At 60.2% G+C, this 16,136-nt stretch carries 13 protein-coding genes; 1 reads left to right on the top strand and 12 read right to left on the bottom strand.

Annotated features, from left to right (window positions below; all coding sequences use genetic code 11):
* Genes JNM28_11590 through JNM28_11535 form a run of 12 tightly spaced genes read right to left on the bottom strand, consistent with a single transcriptional unit; the run spans nt 1 to nt 14,059 of the window.
* The gene (locus JNM28_11590; protein ID MBL8069084.1) at nt 1–774 is read right to left on the bottom strand and encodes a hypothetical protein; all 774 of its coding nucleotides are present in this window, start codon (nt 772–774) and stop codon (nt 1–3) included.
* Entirely contained in the window at nt 749–3,007 is a 2,259-nt protein-coding gene (locus tag JNM28_11585) for a D-alanine--D-alanine ligase (GenBank protein MBL8069083.1), read from the bottom strand. Before JNM28_11585 ends, JNM28_11590 begins: the two co-directional genes overlap by 26 nt.
* Nucleotides 3,004–4,098: a UDP-N-acetylglucosamine--N-acetylmuramyl-(pentapeptide) pyrophosphoryl-undecaprenol N-acetylglucosamine transferase gene (locus JNM28_11580; protein ID MBL8069082.1), complete on the bottom strand. Its 1,095-nt coding sequence runs from the start codon at nt 4,096–4,098 to the stop codon at nt 3,004–3,006. The genes JNM28_11585 and JNM28_11580 overlap by 4 nt, the downstream gene beginning before the upstream one ends.
* On the bottom strand, nt 4,095–5,297 hold the full coding sequence (locus tag JNM28_11575) for an FtsW/RodA/SpoVE family cell cycle protein (GenBank protein MBL8069081.1): 1,203 nt from the start codon (nt 5,295–5,297) through the stop codon (nt 4,095–4,097). The genes JNM28_11580 and JNM28_11575 overlap by 4 nt, the downstream gene beginning before the upstream one ends.
* A complete protein-coding gene (gene murD / locus JNM28_11570; protein MBL8069080.1) occupies nt 5,294–6,643 on the bottom strand; it encodes a UDP-N-acetylmuramoyl-L-alanine--D-glutamate ligase in 1,350 nt (449 codons plus the stop codon). Before murD ends, JNM28_11575 begins: the two co-directional genes overlap by 4 nt.
* Nucleotides 6,640–7,593 (bottom strand): hypothetical protein, encoded by a 954-nt coding sequence (locus JNM28_11565; protein ID MBL8069079.1) that lies wholly within the window; start codon nt 7,591–7,593, stop codon nt 6,640–6,642. Before JNM28_11565 ends, murD begins: the two co-directional genes overlap by 4 nt.
* On the bottom strand, nt 7,586–8,938 hold the full coding sequence (gene murF, locus JNM28_11560) for a UDP-N-acetylmuramoyl-tripeptide--D-alanyl-D-alanine ligase (protein MBL8069078.1): 1,353 nt from the start codon (nt 8,936–8,938) through the stop codon (nt 7,586–7,588). The genes JNM28_11565 and murF overlap by 8 nt, the downstream gene beginning before the upstream one ends.
* Nucleotides 8,939–8,993: 55 nt before the next feature.
* Entirely contained in the window at nt 8,994–10,490 is a 1,497-nt protein-coding gene (locus JNM28_11555) for a UDP-N-acetylmuramoyl-L-alanyl-D-glutamate--2,6-diaminopimelate ligase (GenBank protein MBL8069077.1), read from the bottom strand.
* Between the two features lie 9 nt (nt 10,491–10,499).
* On the bottom strand, nt 10,500–12,218 hold the full coding sequence (locus JNM28_11550; protein MBL8069076.1) for a penicillin-binding protein 2: 1,719 nt from the start codon (nt 12,216–12,218) through the stop codon (nt 10,500–10,502).
* Nucleotides 12,196–12,621: a hypothetical protein gene (locus tag JNM28_11545; GenBank protein ID MBL8069075.1), complete on the bottom strand. Its 426-nt coding sequence runs from the start codon at nt 12,619–12,621 to the stop codon at nt 12,196–12,198. Before JNM28_11545 ends, JNM28_11550 begins: the two co-directional genes overlap by 23 nt.
* Nucleotides 12,618–13,544: a 16S rRNA (cytosine(1402)-N(4))-methyltransferase RsmH gene (rsmH, locus tag JNM28_11540; GenBank protein MBL8069074.1), complete on the bottom strand. Its 927-nt coding sequence runs from the start codon at nt 13,542–13,544 to the stop codon at nt 12,618–12,620. Before rsmH ends, JNM28_11545 begins: the two co-directional genes overlap by 4 nt.
* Entirely contained in the window at nt 13,544–14,059 is a 516-nt protein-coding gene (locus JNM28_11535; protein MBL8069073.1) for a hypothetical protein, read from the bottom strand. Before JNM28_11535 ends, rsmH begins: the two co-directional genes overlap by 1 nt.
* Nucleotides 14,060–14,359: 300 nt before the next feature.
* Between JNM28_11535 and JNM28_11530 the strand changes: the two genes are divergently transcribed.
* Entirely contained in the window at nt 14,360–16,135 is a 1,776-nt protein-coding gene (locus tag JNM28_11530; protein MBL8069072.1) for a peptidoglycan DD-metalloendopeptidase family protein, read from the top strand.
* The last annotated feature ends 1 nt before the right edge of the window (nt 16,136 follow it).

Here is a 16,136-nt window from a genome sequence, read left to right as displayed (position 1 = left end):
TCAAGATCCGTAAACGGGCCGGTCAGGTGCGCTCACATTGATTGACTTGTAGCGAAGAACCTTGTCTTTTTCCTCGCGAAATGCCCGCTCCAAAACGTCGAACTTTTCGTCCAAATCGGAATCTGTGCCCAAAACGATCTGGGGACCATCGACCACCTGTAAGGATAGAACGGATCGCTCATCCAACACAACCTTAAAGGGCAGTTCGCCGAGGAAAGTCTGACTTTTGGCGGCAACATGCGCGACCGAAACCAACGGCCAGGCCGGCACAACCGTCAACTGCATAGCCATGGAAGATGCCGGGAGCACCAAATCAGGGCCTTTGAATGCCTCGGCCCAATAATCCTGATACAGCGTGCCTCGGCTATCCAAATAGGTAGCAAAATTGGGCGGCTCTTTCTCGGCGCCAAGATTCTCCTCAACCCGGGCGACCGGGACACGGGGGACGACAACCGCCGTACCGCGTCCAAAAATGTTCGTCGTCACTTTTGCCTCGGCAAGACGGTTGTCGGCCAAAATCGACGTCTCCATTGCGGATTGGCTCTGCCGGATCCACGGGACTGTAGCCCATATTTGCAGCCTTTTTTGAATCAACTTGGATTCATCAGAGTTTGCCCCTTTCACCGTGACCGATTTCAGACCAGTTGCCGTGCTCATGCCCAGCCCAGCGGCAAGGTTGGCAATCGCCAGTATCCAAAGGAAGCCGCCAAGGCCCAAGCCGGCTGGCTTGCGCGGCTGCGGGTTGCGATTACGGGCAGGTTTTTTCGAGGGCATCGAGCAAAATCCATTCAACCAGGTCTGGGAAGCTGATCCCGGCCTCGGTGGCCGATTTCCGAACCAAGCTCGTCTCGGTCATTCCGGGCAAGTTGTTCAATTCCAGCACCACGACCTTGTCCTTTGTGACGATCATATCTGTGCGGGTGATTCCCCGGCAACCCAGTGATCGATGGCATGCCAGGGCCTGAGCCATTGCCACCTGCATCTGTTCCGGTGCCAGCCGGGCCGGGCAGATCTCATCGGTTGCCCCCGGCGTGTATTTGTTCGCAAAATCGTAGTCCCCTTCTTGAGGGGCGATCTCGACGGGAGGCAGCGCGCGATCCCCCATGACAGGCACGCTGATCTCGACTCCTTCGATCAACTCTTCGACCAAAACCTCATCATTGTGGGCCAGCGCCTTTTCAATGGCCGGCGCCAATTCTTCAGGCCGTGAAACAAAACTCAGCCCCACAGTGGAGCCCTGCCCGTTCGGCTTGACCACGGCCGGAACCGGGAAGTCGGGGACTGGTTGGCCACGCCGGACCACTATCCCCTGCGGAACCGGGATCCCCGCTGCGGCAAACACTCGTTTTGATGCCTCTTTATCCATGGCTAATGCACAAGCCTGGATCCCGCAACCCGTGTAGGGCACACCAAACGTTTTCAGCAGGCCCTGCACGCCGCCATCCTCGGCCCATTCGCCGTGCATCGCCAAAAAGATGGCATCGGGGCGGTCCGGGCCAACCAAACGGCTCAAATCGCCAGACCCAAGAGCCACTGCCGCGATATCGACAAGCTCAGATCGGTATCCCTTTGACAAAAGAGCGGCGTGGACGGCCCTCCCACTGTGGATCGAAACCTCCCTTTCTGGGCTCAGCCCCCCATAAGCCACCCAAACCGAGCGCGTGGGCCGGTCGCAACGGCCCATTTCGGCAACAAACCCGGCGGCAAACTCTGAGATGTTCCCCGCGCCCATCCCAACAACGACGTCGCCGGGCTCGACCCAACGGGCCACTTTCATCGGGAGTTGTTGCCGCGCCGGTACGTAATAGCCCGGCTTTTTGCATTTTTCCAAGATCCGCCAGCTGCTCACACCTGGCATCGGCTCTTCTCGGGCCGGGTAGATATCCGTAAGCACAACCAAATCGGCATGGTCAAGCGCAGCCGCGAATTCGTCGATCAAAGGGGCGGTTCGCGAATACAAGTGGGGTTGGAAAACAACGACAAGGCGCCCGGGCCAACCCGCGCGAACGGCCGCCAACGATTGCGCGACTTCCGTCGGGTGGTGAGCATAATCGTCGATCACGGTCAACCGGCCAAAACCCGCCATTTCCCCATCGAACCACACCTGCTGACGGCGCTCGGCCCCGCCGAAATTTTTGATTCCTTCCAGAGCGGCTGCCCCGCCCCCTGCCACCTGAATGGCGGCCCAGGCGGCCGACGCGTTGGCGATGTTGTGCGCCCCTTTTTGCCGAAGTTCGCCGTCCACCGGGGATACGTCCGGGTCGAAACCGATTTTCTCCACGCCAACCCGCTTCGCGATCTCGCAAGCCCCCGGATCGGAGAGGTTGTACACAAGGATCCGGGCCCGGTTGGCGAATCGCGTCACGGAATCCCGCAAATTCTCCCATGTCCCGTGGAAATCCACGTGGTCGAGTTCAAGATTCAGCAGGACGGCAATATCGGGGTCAAAATCATGGAGGCTGTCATAGGCCTCGCACGCCTCGACGACGGCAAAATTCCCGCCGCCATCCACCACAGAAGTCCCCAGTTCCGGGATTTCCGCCCCCACAACGACCATGGGGTCCATCTCGCAGGCGATTAATCCAGAAGCGACCATCCCCGTGGTTGTCGATTTCCCATGGCTGCCGGTCACGGCAATGGTTTTCTTCCCTTCCAGCAGCCAACCAAGGGCCTGCGACCGGCGGAAAATGGGCAAACCCAACTCCCGGGCCCGCGCCACTTCAGGCGACGAGGCCAAATCGATCGCATCGGTCAGAACCACCCGGTCGCCCGGCTCGATCCCCACTCCGCTGTGGCCGATGTGCACCTCGATCCCCTCGGACTGCATCGCATGGATTAGAGGCGAATCGGTGGAATCGGTTCCCCGCACCCGGTAGCCACGGTTTTTGAGCAACCTGGCCACTCCGGCCATTCCCGCGCCGCCGATCCCAACTAAGAAAAACGAATCCCCACCGCGCAATTCTTCGCGGCTCCCAAATGCCGTGGCGATTTCTTGTTTTGTCCTCATTTCCGCGCCGGCCCCGCCGACTCAACGATATCCAAAACAAGGTCGACGGCATCCGGCACGTCCCATTCGGCTAGCGCCTTTCGGGCGGCGTCGACGCGTTCGGGGTCGTTGAGCCAACCCAAAATCCGCGATTCCAACACGGCCGGGTCCAGATCCCCTTGCCGGATGACATCGGCCGCGCCCAAATCCGCAAACTCCAACGCGTTGTGATACTGGTGGTCGTGGAAAGCCGCCGGATAGGGCACCAAGATGGACGGCCGGCGGAATGCCGCCAATTCGGCAAGTGTTCCTGCCCCGCTCCGGCAGACGGCGACGTCGCTTTGGCAAAAGGCGTCGGCCAATTCGGGGGCCTGGAGGTAGCTTTTAACCGAATACTCTGACCGGATCCCCATCCGCGCCAGGCTCTCCATTGTGCTTTCAAAGTGGGTGAGCCCGGTGATGTGCGTCCACGAGAGGGGCCGGTCGGCCATACGCAGGGCGGTGCTCAGCGCCATGTCGTTGAGGGCCTGGCTGCCCTGGCTCCCGCCCATCACCAAAATGGACGGGTGCGCCGACTGCCCTACCGGCAGGCGGCCCTGTGCGGCAGATTCGCGCAAGACTTGCCGAACCGGCATGCCGACTCGCTTGACCTTGCCCGCCGGGAAGTGCTTTGCCGTTGCCTTGAACGCCGTGCAGACCGCAAACGCATACCGGCCCATAATCAGGTTCGTCCGGCCCGGAACAGAGTTCTGCTCGTGCAAGACCAATGGGACGCCCAGCTTCCGAGCCGCATTCAAAACAGGGGCAGCCGAATAACCACCGGTCGCAAACACGGCGTCAAAGCCGCGCCCGGCCATCTGGGCCTTCACCTGGGTTGTGACCTTGAGCAAGGCCGCCAGGCTTTTCAGTCCCCGTAATGACGTCAGCCGGTAGACCGGGCCCGATTCAAATCCACGGAACTCCATCCCCGCCTTTTCACAAGCCGCCCCTTCTTGGCCCCTGTTCGAGCCCCAAAATTCAACCTGGTGCCCCCGCGCTTTTGCCCCGAGGGCGATTTCCAATGCAGGGTAGACATGCCCCCCGGTCCCGCCGCCTGTGGCAAGGATCCTCATCTCACATAGGCCCGCCGGGCGGGTTCCTGTTCTGGTTGACGGACGGGTTCACCGCTTTCAACCAAGATGTTGGGGGATCGCACTACGGATTGGGCCACCCCGATCGCCAACCACAAGGCCAGCAGGCTCGAACCGCCCCCACTGAAAAAGGGCAGCGGAACCCCCATGACAGGAATCGCCCCATTCGCCACCACGACATTCGCCACGGTTTGGATCCCGATCCAACACGCGATCCCGACCAAGGTCAGCCGCTGGAAGCGGTCCACGCGCTCCATTCCTTGGCGGTAGAGCCTCCAAACAATAAACCCGAGGAGCCCGATCACCGCGATCGAGCCAACCAGGCCGGCCTCCTCGCCGATTGTCGCCAACACAAAGTCACTGGTGGGCTCGGGGAGCGTATATTTGGCGCGGCCCTGCCCAAACCCTTTGCCGAGCACACCCCCCATTGCCAAAGCCGTTTCGCTTTGGGTGGTTTGGAAACCGATAGAATCGATCTTGCTCTCGCTCCAACGGTCGCCATGGCTCAGGATGCGAGTCAAACGGTAAGGCTTGTCGACCACGGCGGCCGCTCCGACTAAGGCGACAACCACGGCCACGGTGACGAAGCTTTTGTGAGAGACGCCAGCCGCATACAACATAAAGGCACTTGTCACCACAATAACCATCGCCGTTTTCAAATCCGGTTGCAATTCAATCAGTCCGACAACGGCGACAACGGGGATGAGGGGCCACGCCCTGGCGATTTTTGGGAAGAGCCACCGACCCAACCACAGACGGAGCGATCCGGTGCGCACCGACTTCCAAGCCGTATGGCCGGCAAATGCAGAAGCCAAAAACAGGATGCAAGTGAGCTTGGCCACCTCGCTGGGTTGAAACGACGCAGGCCCAAACCGGAACCAGCGCGTTGCCCCGTTCACCGGTTTCCCCAACACCAAAACGCCAACCAACAGCAGGGCGGTGACAATGACCGCGGGCCAGGCGTATTTTCTCAGTTTTTCCGCGGGTAACCGGCTCAATAGCCAACATCCGGCGAAACCTGCCAAGGCGAAAAGGGACTGCATCAATACCGCACGGGGGAACCCCTCCCCTTTTACGGCCGATTCGGCATAGCCGGCATCCCAAACGGCAATGATCCCAAACATCGTGGCGATTGCCGCGGCAGCGAACAGGAGGTAGTCAGGATTTCCGTATCTCTTCATGTATTCAGCCAGTCCTTGGCGATTTTTTTGAAGGCCGCTCCGCGTTCCTTGAAGTTCTTGTAGGGGCCGGAGCTGGCACACCCGGGGGCGAGCATGACCACTTCCCCCGGCTTGGCCGAGGCGACCGCGGCAGAGAACGCCGATTCAAGCTCGGGATATTCTGGATACCCTCCGCCCAATAAGCCGTTCAAATGCTTTGCATCGCTCCCGTAAAGATACACTTTTTGATCCCCTTGTTGCAAGTAATCCCGCAAAGGGGAATAGTCGCCATTTTTCGTGTTCCCCCCCATCAAAACATGCAGTTTGGAACTCAAACTTTCACAACTATTTATCACAGCCATGGGATTTGTGCACATTGAATTGTTGACAACCTGTACACCACCCCGGACGCCCAGCGGCTCCATTCGGTGCTCCAGCGGATGGAAGTTGAGCAGTCCTTCCACCATGCCCGGCCGGACTCCCCCGGTGTAAGCACAGGCCATCGTCCAAGCGACCATGGCGTTGGCAACATTCATCTCACCCAAGAACGGCAAATCCACGAGCTGGAAATCGCGGTCGCCGAACCAGATCGTCGCACCGCTGCGGCGGCAATAGCGGCCTTCACCCCCTTTTGGCAAAACCCTCAAAACCTCGGCCGTCTCTGTACCCGTCAAGGCCACGGTGCCGTCGTCTGCGTTCCAAACGATCGTGTCCCCTTCAGCCATATTTTTGAACAGGTTCATCTTGGCCGCCCGGTACTTTTCCATGCTGCCATATCGATCCTGGTGGTCTTCGGTGATGTTCGTGATGCAGGCCACCTTGGGTCGGAAACCGATGACCGTCTCCAATTGGGCCGAGCTAACTTCGGCAACCAGCACCCCATCCGAAGACGTCTTGAGGGCAGCGGTGGAAAGGACACTTTCCGGGTATCCAGAGCCCGCGATGTTTCCGCACAGGACGGCCCCTTGGGCCTCCAGGATCTTATAGAGCATGACGGTCGTCGTGCTTTTCCCATTGGTGCCGGTGATGGCCAAGATCGGCGCTTTGGCAATGCGGAAGGCAAACTCTACTTCTCCCATGACCTTGCCCTTCCAAGCCTCTATGACCGGATGCCCCGGCGGCAGCCCCGGGCTCACCAAAACCCAGTCAAAGCCGGCCTCCAATTCGCCGTGCCAGCCAGTCACCGCTTCAATGCCAAGTGCTTGGAGGCGGTCGGCCGCTTCCATCACCCGGGGCACGTCGCTTGGGATCTCGTCGAACCCGACCGGGACGGCTCCGATCGCCGCCGCCGCTTCGCACATCGCCACCCCGCTCACCCCCAACCCAATCACGGCGAGGCGCTTGCCCGCGAATTCGGCCCGGCTCATTGCCACACCCAGGCCAAGGCCAACACAACCAGGGAAGCCTGGACAACATGGAACAACCACACGATCCGCGTGTGCGGCCACCCAAGATCTTCTAATGCGTGGTGGATCGGCGTTTTGAACTTGAACGCCCGCTTTTTGAACGCCTTCACCCAAAACACCTGGATCGGCGGGAGGGCGATTTCAACAAACATCACGAGCAACACAATTCCGGTTGCAAACCAAATTCGGCCCGAACCTTCAGCAAGAATTCGCATGGTCGCCCACGCCAATATGCCGCCGATCGGCAACGACCCGACATCGCCCATGAACACTCTGGCCGGGGGAGCGTTGAACGCCAAAAACGGCAAAAATGAAACAGCGAGCCCACCCAAAACCAAGACATGGCTTTGCGATAGCTGCTGTTCGATATTTGCCGCGCCCATCATTGCCGGAGTCCCCATGGAAAGAAGGATGAGGCCCAGGCAGATGACCACCCCGAGCCCACCGCTCAGGGTGTCCAGCCCGTCGCTGAAGTTGTAGGCGTTGCCCAAAAACAGAACCATAAACACAAAGAGGGCGAGTTGCCAAGGGGCCGTGTAGCCGGTCAGCCACGCCGCCGCAACTGCGCCACCGATTTCCAATCCCAATTTCGGCATCCAGTGCAGGCCCCGGCTGCCAGGTTTCAACTTGGGAACCAAGAAATCGTCGGCAAACCCAACGGCAGCGTAACACAGGATCAGCACTAAAGGGGCCAGATAATCCTGGCGCCAAGTGAAAGCCATGGCGCACAACAAGCCAGAGAGCACGATCAGTCCACCCATGGTGGGGGTGCCTTGTTTGTGCTGGTGCCCTTCTAGATGCTTGCTAACATTTTGGGCGCTTTTGAGCCGGACAAGTAACTTGAAGATGAACGGGGAGAGGACGGCCGCCCCCAAAAGACCCGCCACCAAAGCGGGGACGAGTTCACGCAAGCCAGCCCTCCAACACGGATTCCAGCCCTAGGGCCCGGGATCCCTTGATCAGAACTGTGTCACCTGGCTCAAGCCCATCCAGAAATGCCCGGACGCGGTGCAAATCCAGTTCGTCCAGCGAGGTCATATCCGCCTCCTTCATCCCCGCTGACCGCGCCTCATCATAGATATAACGGGTTGGCCCACCGGTTAGGAGCGCACGATCCACTCCGCTATGGGCGAGGGCTTGACCGACCAATCGGTGCCCGCGTTCAGTGAAATCGCCAAGCTCCTTCATCTCGCCCAAAACCGCCAAGCGCCGGCCTTGCGCCGGGCCCTGGGCCAGGGCTTCCAAAGCCGCCACTGTGGAATCGGGGGAGGCATTATAAGTGTCGACAAGAACCGTGACCCCCTGGCGCACCAACACCTCCAGCCGCATACCCGGCAAATCCGCCGAAGCCAGACCCTCAACGGCCTGGGTGAAATCAACGCCGCAACACGTTGCGGCCAAGGCGGCGGCAGCCGCGTTCAAGGCCTGGTGGCGGCCAAATGTGGGCAGGTCAACTTCAGCCTCGTGCCCTTTGAATGCCAAGCGCACGGTGCATTTGCCCCACTGGTCGCTGCGATACCCGACAACCTGACAATCCGCCTCGTGCGAGGCGCCGAAACTCAAAGTCCGGCATTTGGGCACGGCCGCGAGATCGGGGAAAAAGTCGTCTTCCCGCCACACAATGGCAACCCCGTCGGCGGGGAGCGCTTCAAGCAACTCGGATTTTGCCCGGAAGATGCCTTCCCGGCTGCCGACCTTTTCAATGTGCGCCGTGCCAATCACCGTCACCACGCCGACCGTTGGCAGGGAGATTCCCGCCAGGTGCCGGATCTGACCGAAGCCCCTCATCCCCATCTCCACGACTACGGCCTTTGTATCCGGGGTCAACCCCGCCCACAAGAGCGGACTTGTGTACTGGGTGTTCTTGTTGCCGATAGTCTTGAGCACGGTGCCGAGTGGGTGCAAGGCCGCGGCGGTGAACTCTTTGACCGTCGTTTTGCCGTTGCTTCCCGTGATGCCCACCACCGGGCCATGGAACTCTGCCCTTAGGCTCCGCCCGAATGCCGCCAGGGCAGATTCGACGTCATCAACCGTGATTTGGGGGATCCCGCAGTCGCGCTCCACCAGGCAAGCGACGGCTCCCTGGGAGGCGGCTGCCGCAACAAAAGCATGCCCGTCGACCCGGTCTCCTTTGATGGCGATGAACAGCGATCCAAGCCCCGCGTCTCGGGAATCGGTCGCAAATCCGGTGATTTCAGGATCACCTGGTCCGGACCATGCGCCGCCGCACCTGCGGGCAAACTCGGAACACCTCACCGAATCCCCTCCGCAGCCGTCGCGCTGACCTGGATATCGGTTTCCATCGGCAGCGTCACCGGCAAGACAACGCCTCCGCCGCCACAACCCGGTCGTCAAACCAATGCTTGGTGCGGCCGATGATCTGGTAATCCTCGTGCCCTTTACCAGCAATCACCACGACATCCCCAGGTTCGGCTTTGGCAATGGCGGCAAAAATCGCTTCGCGCCGATCCGGGATGATGAGGAAATCCCCAGTCATCCCAACTGCGATGTCGTCCAAGATCGCCTGGGGGTCTTCCGTGCGGGGGTTGTCGCTGGTCACAACCGAATAGTCGCTATGCCGGCTCGACTCTGCGGCCATCAAGGGCCGCTTGCTCCGGTCGCGATCCCCGCCGCACCCGAAAACGGTGATGATCCGACCCTTTGCCAGGCTGCGCACGGTTCCCAAAAGCTGGGACAAGGCATCGGGGGTGTGGGCGTAATCCACCAGAACCGAAATCCCTGTCCCATTTGGAACCGGCTCAAACCGGCCCGGGGCCGGCTTCACCGTGGAAAGTCCTTCCACGATCTGCGCGGGCGATTCGCCGAGGGCAAACATCGTTGCGGCGCAAGCCGTCACGTTTTGAATGTTGAACGCCCCACCCAACGGGATCGACGCCGGAACGGGCTCCTCACCAAATGCAAATATGAGTTCCATTTTGTCGACCGCCAAGTCCGAGATTTCAACCTGGATTGCCGAACCGTCGCTACCAAAGGTCCATACCTCGCAGGGGAGGTCGCGCATCCAGGCTCGGGCCACCGGGTCCTCCCCGTTTAGGACGGCGGTGAACCGCTTGGAAGTCGAGGCGGCCCATTCTGTGAACAACAGCTTCTTTGCGGCGGCATAGTCAGCCATCGACCCGTGGTAATCCAAGTGGTCTTGAGTGAGGTTCAGGAACACACCAGCATCAAAACCGATCCCCGCCACCCGCCGTTCCTGCAGCGAGTGGCTGCTCACTTCCATCACAAATGTCCCGACGCCCTTTTCCCGGGCGTCCGCCAACGTGTTCCACAGATCCACTGGGAACGGTGTCGTGTTGGCTCCGGCGGTCAAATTTTGCCCGTCGTGGTACCCCAAGGTCCCCAAGTAGGCTGCCCGCTCCCCCAACGCTTCATAGGCCTGGCGCATGATCCAAGCCGTCGTGGTCTTCCCGTTGGTCCCCGTGATGCCGACCACTTCCATTTCTGCCGAAGGATCGCCCAAGACTTCCCGGCAGATTTGGCCCGTCGAGAAATTGAAGCGGCTCCCCGTGGGTTCAATGAAAATGTCCGGCAGCTCGGCGTCCCGCAAAAAGGGGACTGAACCCGGCCCATGAACAACGGCGGCAACCGCCCCCTTTGCCGCGACATCGGGCAGGAAGGAGTGGGTGTCACGGCTTGCGCTTGGCATGCACACGAACAGATCGCCCGGCCTCACTGAGCGGCTATCTGCACAGACACCCGTGATCACCGGATCCCCGGAGGCCACCGAAAACAGCCCCGCATCCAACTGGAGCCGGCCAGCCAATTCGCTCAAGCGGATCCCGACCATGCCGGAACTCTACCGCGCCGGGCTTGGGGTTGCCGTGCCGCCATCGGGCGCAATGCCATAACGCCGGATCAATGTCTTGGCCATCTCCACAAAAACCGGCCCGGCGACCGACGCCCCATAATAGCTACCCGCTTTGGGGTCGTTGATCATAACGAGAACCAGGGCCTTGGGATTTTGCGCCGGGACGATCCCCACAAAGTTCGAGACCCAACCCTTTTGGCTGGATCCTTGGAGCCGCTGCGCCGTCCCGGTCTTGCCCGCCAAGGTGTAACCAGGGATCCTGAGACCCTTGCCTGTGCCAAAGTCCTTTTGGATTGTCGAGACCATCAGGTTCTTTACAAAATCGGCGACTTCGGGCTTGACGATTTGACCCGCAGCCTCGACCTTGGTCTCCTCATCGCCGATTTTTGCAATCAAACGGGGCTTCATGCGGAGGCCCCCGTTTGCCAAACAGCTGAAGGCGCTCGCCAAAGCCACCGGGGTGGCGTTCATCGATTGGCCGAAGCCGTTGGTCGCCAATTGGATTGCCTTTGCCGGATCATTCTCGTTGTACATGCCGCCGGTTTCCCAGGGGAGGCCGAGCGAGGGCTTGTCGAGCAGTCCCAGTTGCTTGATATAGCCGTGCATGCCGTCCGACCCGATCTTGCCCGCCCAAGTCGCCGCCGCCACATTGCAGCTCTCGGCGATCGCCTTTTCCCAATCGACGTCTCCATGCGCCCCGTGCGAACAATGAATCGTCTTGGTGGAGACCCGCAATGCCCCACTGCACTGCAAATGGTCGGCATAGCCGACATCACCGAGATCCAAGGCTTTGGCCAGGGTCATGATTTTGAATGTGGATCCAGGCTCGAACATCCCTCGGTAGGCGACGTTCAGGTCTTCTCCGTCGCCAATCTTCCCTTCCGGATCAAAAGTCGGGTAGTTCGACATTGCGAGGATGTTTCCGGTGCTGGGCTCGATCACCACGATCGCCCCGCTCTCCGCTTTGTTCAGCTCGACCGCATGCTTAACGGCCTGCCCCGCTTCGAACTGCAAGACGCTGTCCAAGGTGAGCGTGATGTCTTTGCCCTGAACAAGCTGACGCAGATCCTTGTCGTCGATCGACATGAACGCGCCGGTTCGGTCGATGAACCCTTTAGCCTCCCCGTTCTGCCCTGCCAGCTTGCTGTCAAAGCTCTTTTCCAAGCCGTTCACCGCGCCATCGGGGCGCACCAACCCAACAATCCCACTCGCCGTCCAGCCAAGCGGGTACCGGCGGTGCATGACTTTGGCCAGGGAAACTCCGTCGGCATTCCATTTTCGAGTGATGGCGCGCACCGCCCGGGCCTCGTCGCCACCCAAAGGAGTCGCCCATGTCCGGCGATCTTGGCCAACTAGGGCCGGCTCCCGAAGTTCTTCTATCGAAATCCCTGTCGCCTGGCTCAGCTCGGCGTAGAAACCGGGTGAGCGAGGCAGTTTGTTATAAAATAGCTGGAATTCGTAAACGTCGTCGTTTTGCGCGAGGATTCGTCCATCAGCCGAAATGACCGACCCGCGGCGGGCCACCAAATCATCTTCGACCTCGTAGCGGCCGCGCTCAAAGGCCAGCTTAACGACGTCCTTCCGGTGGATCGCCTGCACGTTGGCTTGGGTTGCCGCGGCCACGATGAACCCCGCCGCCAAAAACAAGCCCACCGGCCTGGTCGCCCCGCCCGGGGCCCGGTTTTTAGTCTTTCGTCGGGATGCCATTGTCCGCCCCAATCCCATATGCCGCCACAAAGCCGCGGGCCGAAGCCCAATCGCCGATGTCGGCTGCGCTATTCAGACGGTCGTACCGCTGCCGGAGGCGCACCATGTCGGCTTGGGCCAAACGGACTTGGGAATGGGCATCCACCGCCTTGCGGCGCTCCAATTCGCCCAAAGTATTGCCCACCAAAACGGAGGCCATGAACGACGCGGCGGCAAACACGGTGAACAGAACCGCTTGGGCAGCCAGAAATTCTGCCGTGGAAAGTCCGAATTGTTGTGATTTGGCCCGACGGGCCGGCACCGCCTGCTCAATACGGAGGGGGTTCTTCTTGGAGGGGGCCGTTGTCGTCGTCCGTTTGTCGGTCGCGCGTTCGCGCACATGGATATAGGGGGCTGCACTCATGCTGTTTGGTCTTCCTTGACCCGGCGGACGGCGCGGAGGGCCGCGCTGCGGGCCTTGTTGTTACTGGCCACTTCGTCCGGCTGGGGACGGAGCGGCTTTTTGTAGATCGATTCGAAATTCCCGCCCGCGACCAACGTCTTGATCGCAGACTTTGCGGCCCGGTCTTCGCCGGAGTGGTAACTGAGGACGGCCATGACGCCGCCGACAGCCAAGCAAAGCCCCGCATCAAGGAGGGCCCCTTCCAAGTCGTCCAACTCGCCGTTCACCAGGATCCGGACTGCCTGGAAGGTCCGGGTCGCCGGATGGATGCGCTTGTCGCGCTTGGCCGAAGGGATGGCGGCCAAAACACAGTCCACCAAGTCGGCCGTCGTCCGAAGCGGCGACCTTTTGCGGCGTTCCACAACCACTTGGGCAATCTTGCGCGCCCAGCGCTCATCACCGAATTCCCAAAGCGCTTTCTCCAATTCAAGGGGGGAGATCCGGTTGAGCAGGGCGCTGGCCGGTTCGCCACGAGACCGATCCATGCGCATATCCAGGTCGCCCTCGTTGCGGAACGAAATTCCGCGGGCCGGGTCTTCGATCTGGGCATTGTTCAAACCCAAATCGAGCAGGACCGCATCCGCAACCGGTGCGCGTCCTGCCCCCGAGCACGCACTGACCAAACAGTCTCGCAAGCCACGGTAGTCGGTGTGGAACAAACGGACTTCCACATTCTCCACTCCAGCCAGCCTCGTCTCCGCCTCGCGGAGCATCTCTTCATCCCAATCGAGACCGATGAGCATGCCCCCAGGAGCGATGCGCGAAGCCATCATCAGCGCGTGGCCAGCCAGCCCCAAAGTGCCATCCACCGCTGTCGCGCCGGGCCCCAGCGGCAGGACCTCCATCACCTCGCGGGCCATGACAGGGACGTGGATCCGTTCCATCATGCCACCGGCCCTTCGGCCAACATGCCTTTGTAAAGTTCGGCGATGCGGTCACGCCGTTCGCGGTTGTAGCCCTTGGGGTCGCGTTGGTAAACCGCGTATTCGCTTTCCGACCAAATCTCGGCCACGTCGCCCGCACCGATGACGACCACGGCTTCGCCCCGCGTCAACTTGCATTCGTCGCCGATAGCCTGGGGAACGACGAACCGCCCGCTCTCTTCTGCCTCAACTCCGGGGAAAGCATTGCCCATCACTTCGAGGGCGTAGTCGCGACGGTACTCGGAGTGCTTGCTATAGCGGTTGATCTCGGCCCACAGCTCGTTGTAATACTGGTTCGAGGTAACTTCAAGGCACCCTTTGCGACCGATCAGTAAAACAAAATTGACCCCGACCGCATCGCGGACGGTTTTGGGCAACATCATCCGGCCCTTTTTGTCGAGGGTGGTTTTATCCCGGCCAGAGAGCAAAGACTGAACGGCCGCCAAGTGGGTTGCTGATTCCACGCCGTCTGCCATAGTCGCCTCGCCTAACCTCTTTGATGAAGCTGGGGCCGGCTGTTCTTCCTAGGGCCGACCCCATCTTTTTCGGACACCCCTGTCCAAATCCCTCCAACTGCGCCCCATCCGTGGGTTGAAACTGGATTGATTGGAACTATACGGGATTTTATGGGAAATAGCAACACTTTTTGACAATTTTTCGCATTTTCGTTATTCACTATCAAACATTCTACTAATATGTCTACTATTTCTAACATTGTGTATACGTCTGCAAAATCTAGACAAATTGCCGGGTCCCCCAGGATCCATAATCTGTCTTTGAAGGTGGAAGCGATGCCGGTCAAGAACCTGTCCCAAAGATTCCCAAGCGTGCTCCTTGCCGCAATTGCCCTTGGACTTCCATGTGGCGCGGCGAAGGCCCAAGTGGCAATCCGCTACAACGCCACCGTCACCGCCGTCGACTTCCCAGCAAAAACCGTTGTTGCCACAACCGAGTCGGTCATCCAGCCCGATGGCACAGAGCTGAATTACGGGACACCGCCTCAAAACACCTTTGCCGTCGATGCTTCGACACCGATCCATTACGCAAACAACCCGGCGAGGTGGGTTTCACTCCGAGAGGTCAAACCAGGGACGCCGCTCGCTGTGTATGGCCGGACGGACGGAGGCCGCGTTCTTGCCGACCGGATTTTGATCCAGGCCAGCGACCCGAACGCCGTCCGCCAGACCGCCGTCGTCCCCGACGGTCAAAACCCCATTGAGCCTGACAAAGTCTGCAAAGACCGGGTTACCGTGCCCCTCATTTTCCCCATCGCTGGCAAGGTCAGCTACTCCGATTCTTTCCTTGCGTCACGGGGCGGCGGCTCCCGGCGGCACCATGGGCAAGACCTCATGTCCGCCAAGCTCAACCCGGCCATCGCTTGCTTTGACGGCGTGGTTGAACTCAATGTGGGGCTCGGCAATGCCGGAAACACGGTCACGATCTATGGCGATAACGGCTGGACGGCCGAGTACTACCACATGAATAACGACACCCCAGGCACAGACGACGCCCGGGGCACAGCCGAATATTGCTTCGCCCCCGGACTCAAATCCGGCGACCGCGTCAACGCCGGGCAACTCATCGGCTGGGTCGGAGATTCAGGGAACGCCGAAAGCACCGGATCACATGTCCATTTTGAACTGTGGAACCAAGTCACCGGGGCGGTTTACAACGCTTTTCCTTCCCTGCAAGCGGCCAAACGGCTTGCCCAACCGGTCGTTTTTGCGCCTGCTCCGGATCTTGAAATCCCCAAGGGGAGCGCACGCTACGACGGCGTCATCCGCAAAATCGACCGCGACCGCAAGGTACTGGTCGTCGACCTTTTGGCCACCGACACCAATGGCAAGGGCCTAACAAGCGTGACCAAACCCACGCGCGAATTTTTAATCGCGGACGATAAGTCGCTCTTCCGCGTTTTTGGCATGCCCGATGGGCTCACCCTGGATAACGTTGTAGTTGGGGATCGGATCAGTTCTATCGCCCGGATGACCCCGCCCGGGCACGGCCAAGAACTCACGCAACTTTTTGCGGTCAGGAACCTCAATGCCCAAATGACCGCCCCGATCCCGCCTAATGAACGCACAGATGCTGGGCAGCTCGCCGAGCCTGCGCCACCTCCTGCAGGCGGGACCATCCTCCTGGGGCCTGACGACAAGTACCTTGAAAATTTGGCCAAGGAAGTTTTGGAGGAGGTTAACGCCCAGCGGCAGCTCAAAGGGCTCAAAGACCTTGTCTTTGACGCAGGGCTCGCTCGCACCGCCCAAGCCTGGACGGTCAGCATGGTCGACGGCGATTTCTTCGACACCCGAGATGAAAGGATCGGCCTGTCGGTCACCAGTCTGGCGGCCCGGGACGGCACTCCCGAAGCGACGGTCGGATTGGTGTTCGATTCACTGGATTCCCGCGCCCTAGCTGCGTCGCTGATCAAGAACTACGCCCGGGACATCCTGAACCCTGACCTCAAGACCATCGGGGTCGGGCACACCTACATCGATGATGATCCCGGGCAAGTCCAGAGGAAGCACTACTGGACAATCCTCTTCGCCCGGTGAC

Source organism: Armatimonadota bacterium (assembly GCA_016789105.1).
Lineage (GTDB): Bacteria > Armatimonadota > Fimbriimonadia > Fimbriimonadales > Fimbriimonadaceae > UphvI-Ar2.
Note: the sequence above shows the minus strand (reverse complement) of the source record. Positions and strands in the feature narration are given on the sequence as shown.

What these genes read in the sequence shown, in the direction of transcription:
- JNM28_11590 (MBL8069084.1), bottom strand. Translation starts at nt 774, where the DNA reads ATGCCCTCGAAAAAACCTGCCCGTAATCGCAACCCGCAGCCGCGCAAG.
- JNM28_11585 (MBL8069083.1), bottom strand. Translation starts at nt 3,007, where the DNA reads ATGAGGACAAAACAAGAAATCGCCACGGCATTTGGGAGCCGCGAAGAA.
- JNM28_11580 (MBL8069082.1), bottom strand. Translation starts at nt 4,098, where the DNA reads ATGAGGATCCTTGCCACAGGCGGCGGGACCGGGGGGCATGTCTACCCT.
- JNM28_11575 (MBL8069081.1), bottom strand. Translation starts at nt 5,297, where the DNA reads ATGAAGAGATACGGAAATCCTGACTACCTCCTGTTCGCTGCCGCGGCA.
- murD (MBL8069080.1), bottom strand. Translation starts at nt 6,643, where the DNA reads ATGAGCCGGGCCGAATTCGCGGGCAAGCGCCTCGCCGTGATTGGGTTG.
- JNM28_11555 (MBL8069077.1), bottom strand. Translation starts at nt 10,490, where the DNA reads ATGGTCGGGATCCGCTTGAGCGAATTGGCTGGCCGGCTCCAGTTGGAT.
- JNM28_11550 (MBL8069076.1), bottom strand. Translation starts at nt 12,218, where the DNA reads ATGGCATCCCGACGAAAGACTAAAAACCGGGCCCCGGGCGGGGCGACC.
- JNM28_11545 (MBL8069075.1), bottom strand. Translation starts at nt 12,621, where the DNA reads ATGAGTGCAGCCCCCTATATCCATGTGCGCGAACGCGCGACCGACAAA.
- rsmH (MBL8069074.1), bottom strand. Translation starts at nt 13,544, where the DNA reads ATGGAACGGATCCACGTCCCTGTCATGGCCCGCGAGGTGATGGAGGTC.
- JNM28_11535 (MBL8069073.1), bottom strand. Translation starts at nt 14,059, where the DNA reads ATGGCAGACGGCGTGGAATCAGCAACCCACTTGGCGGCCGTTCAGTCT.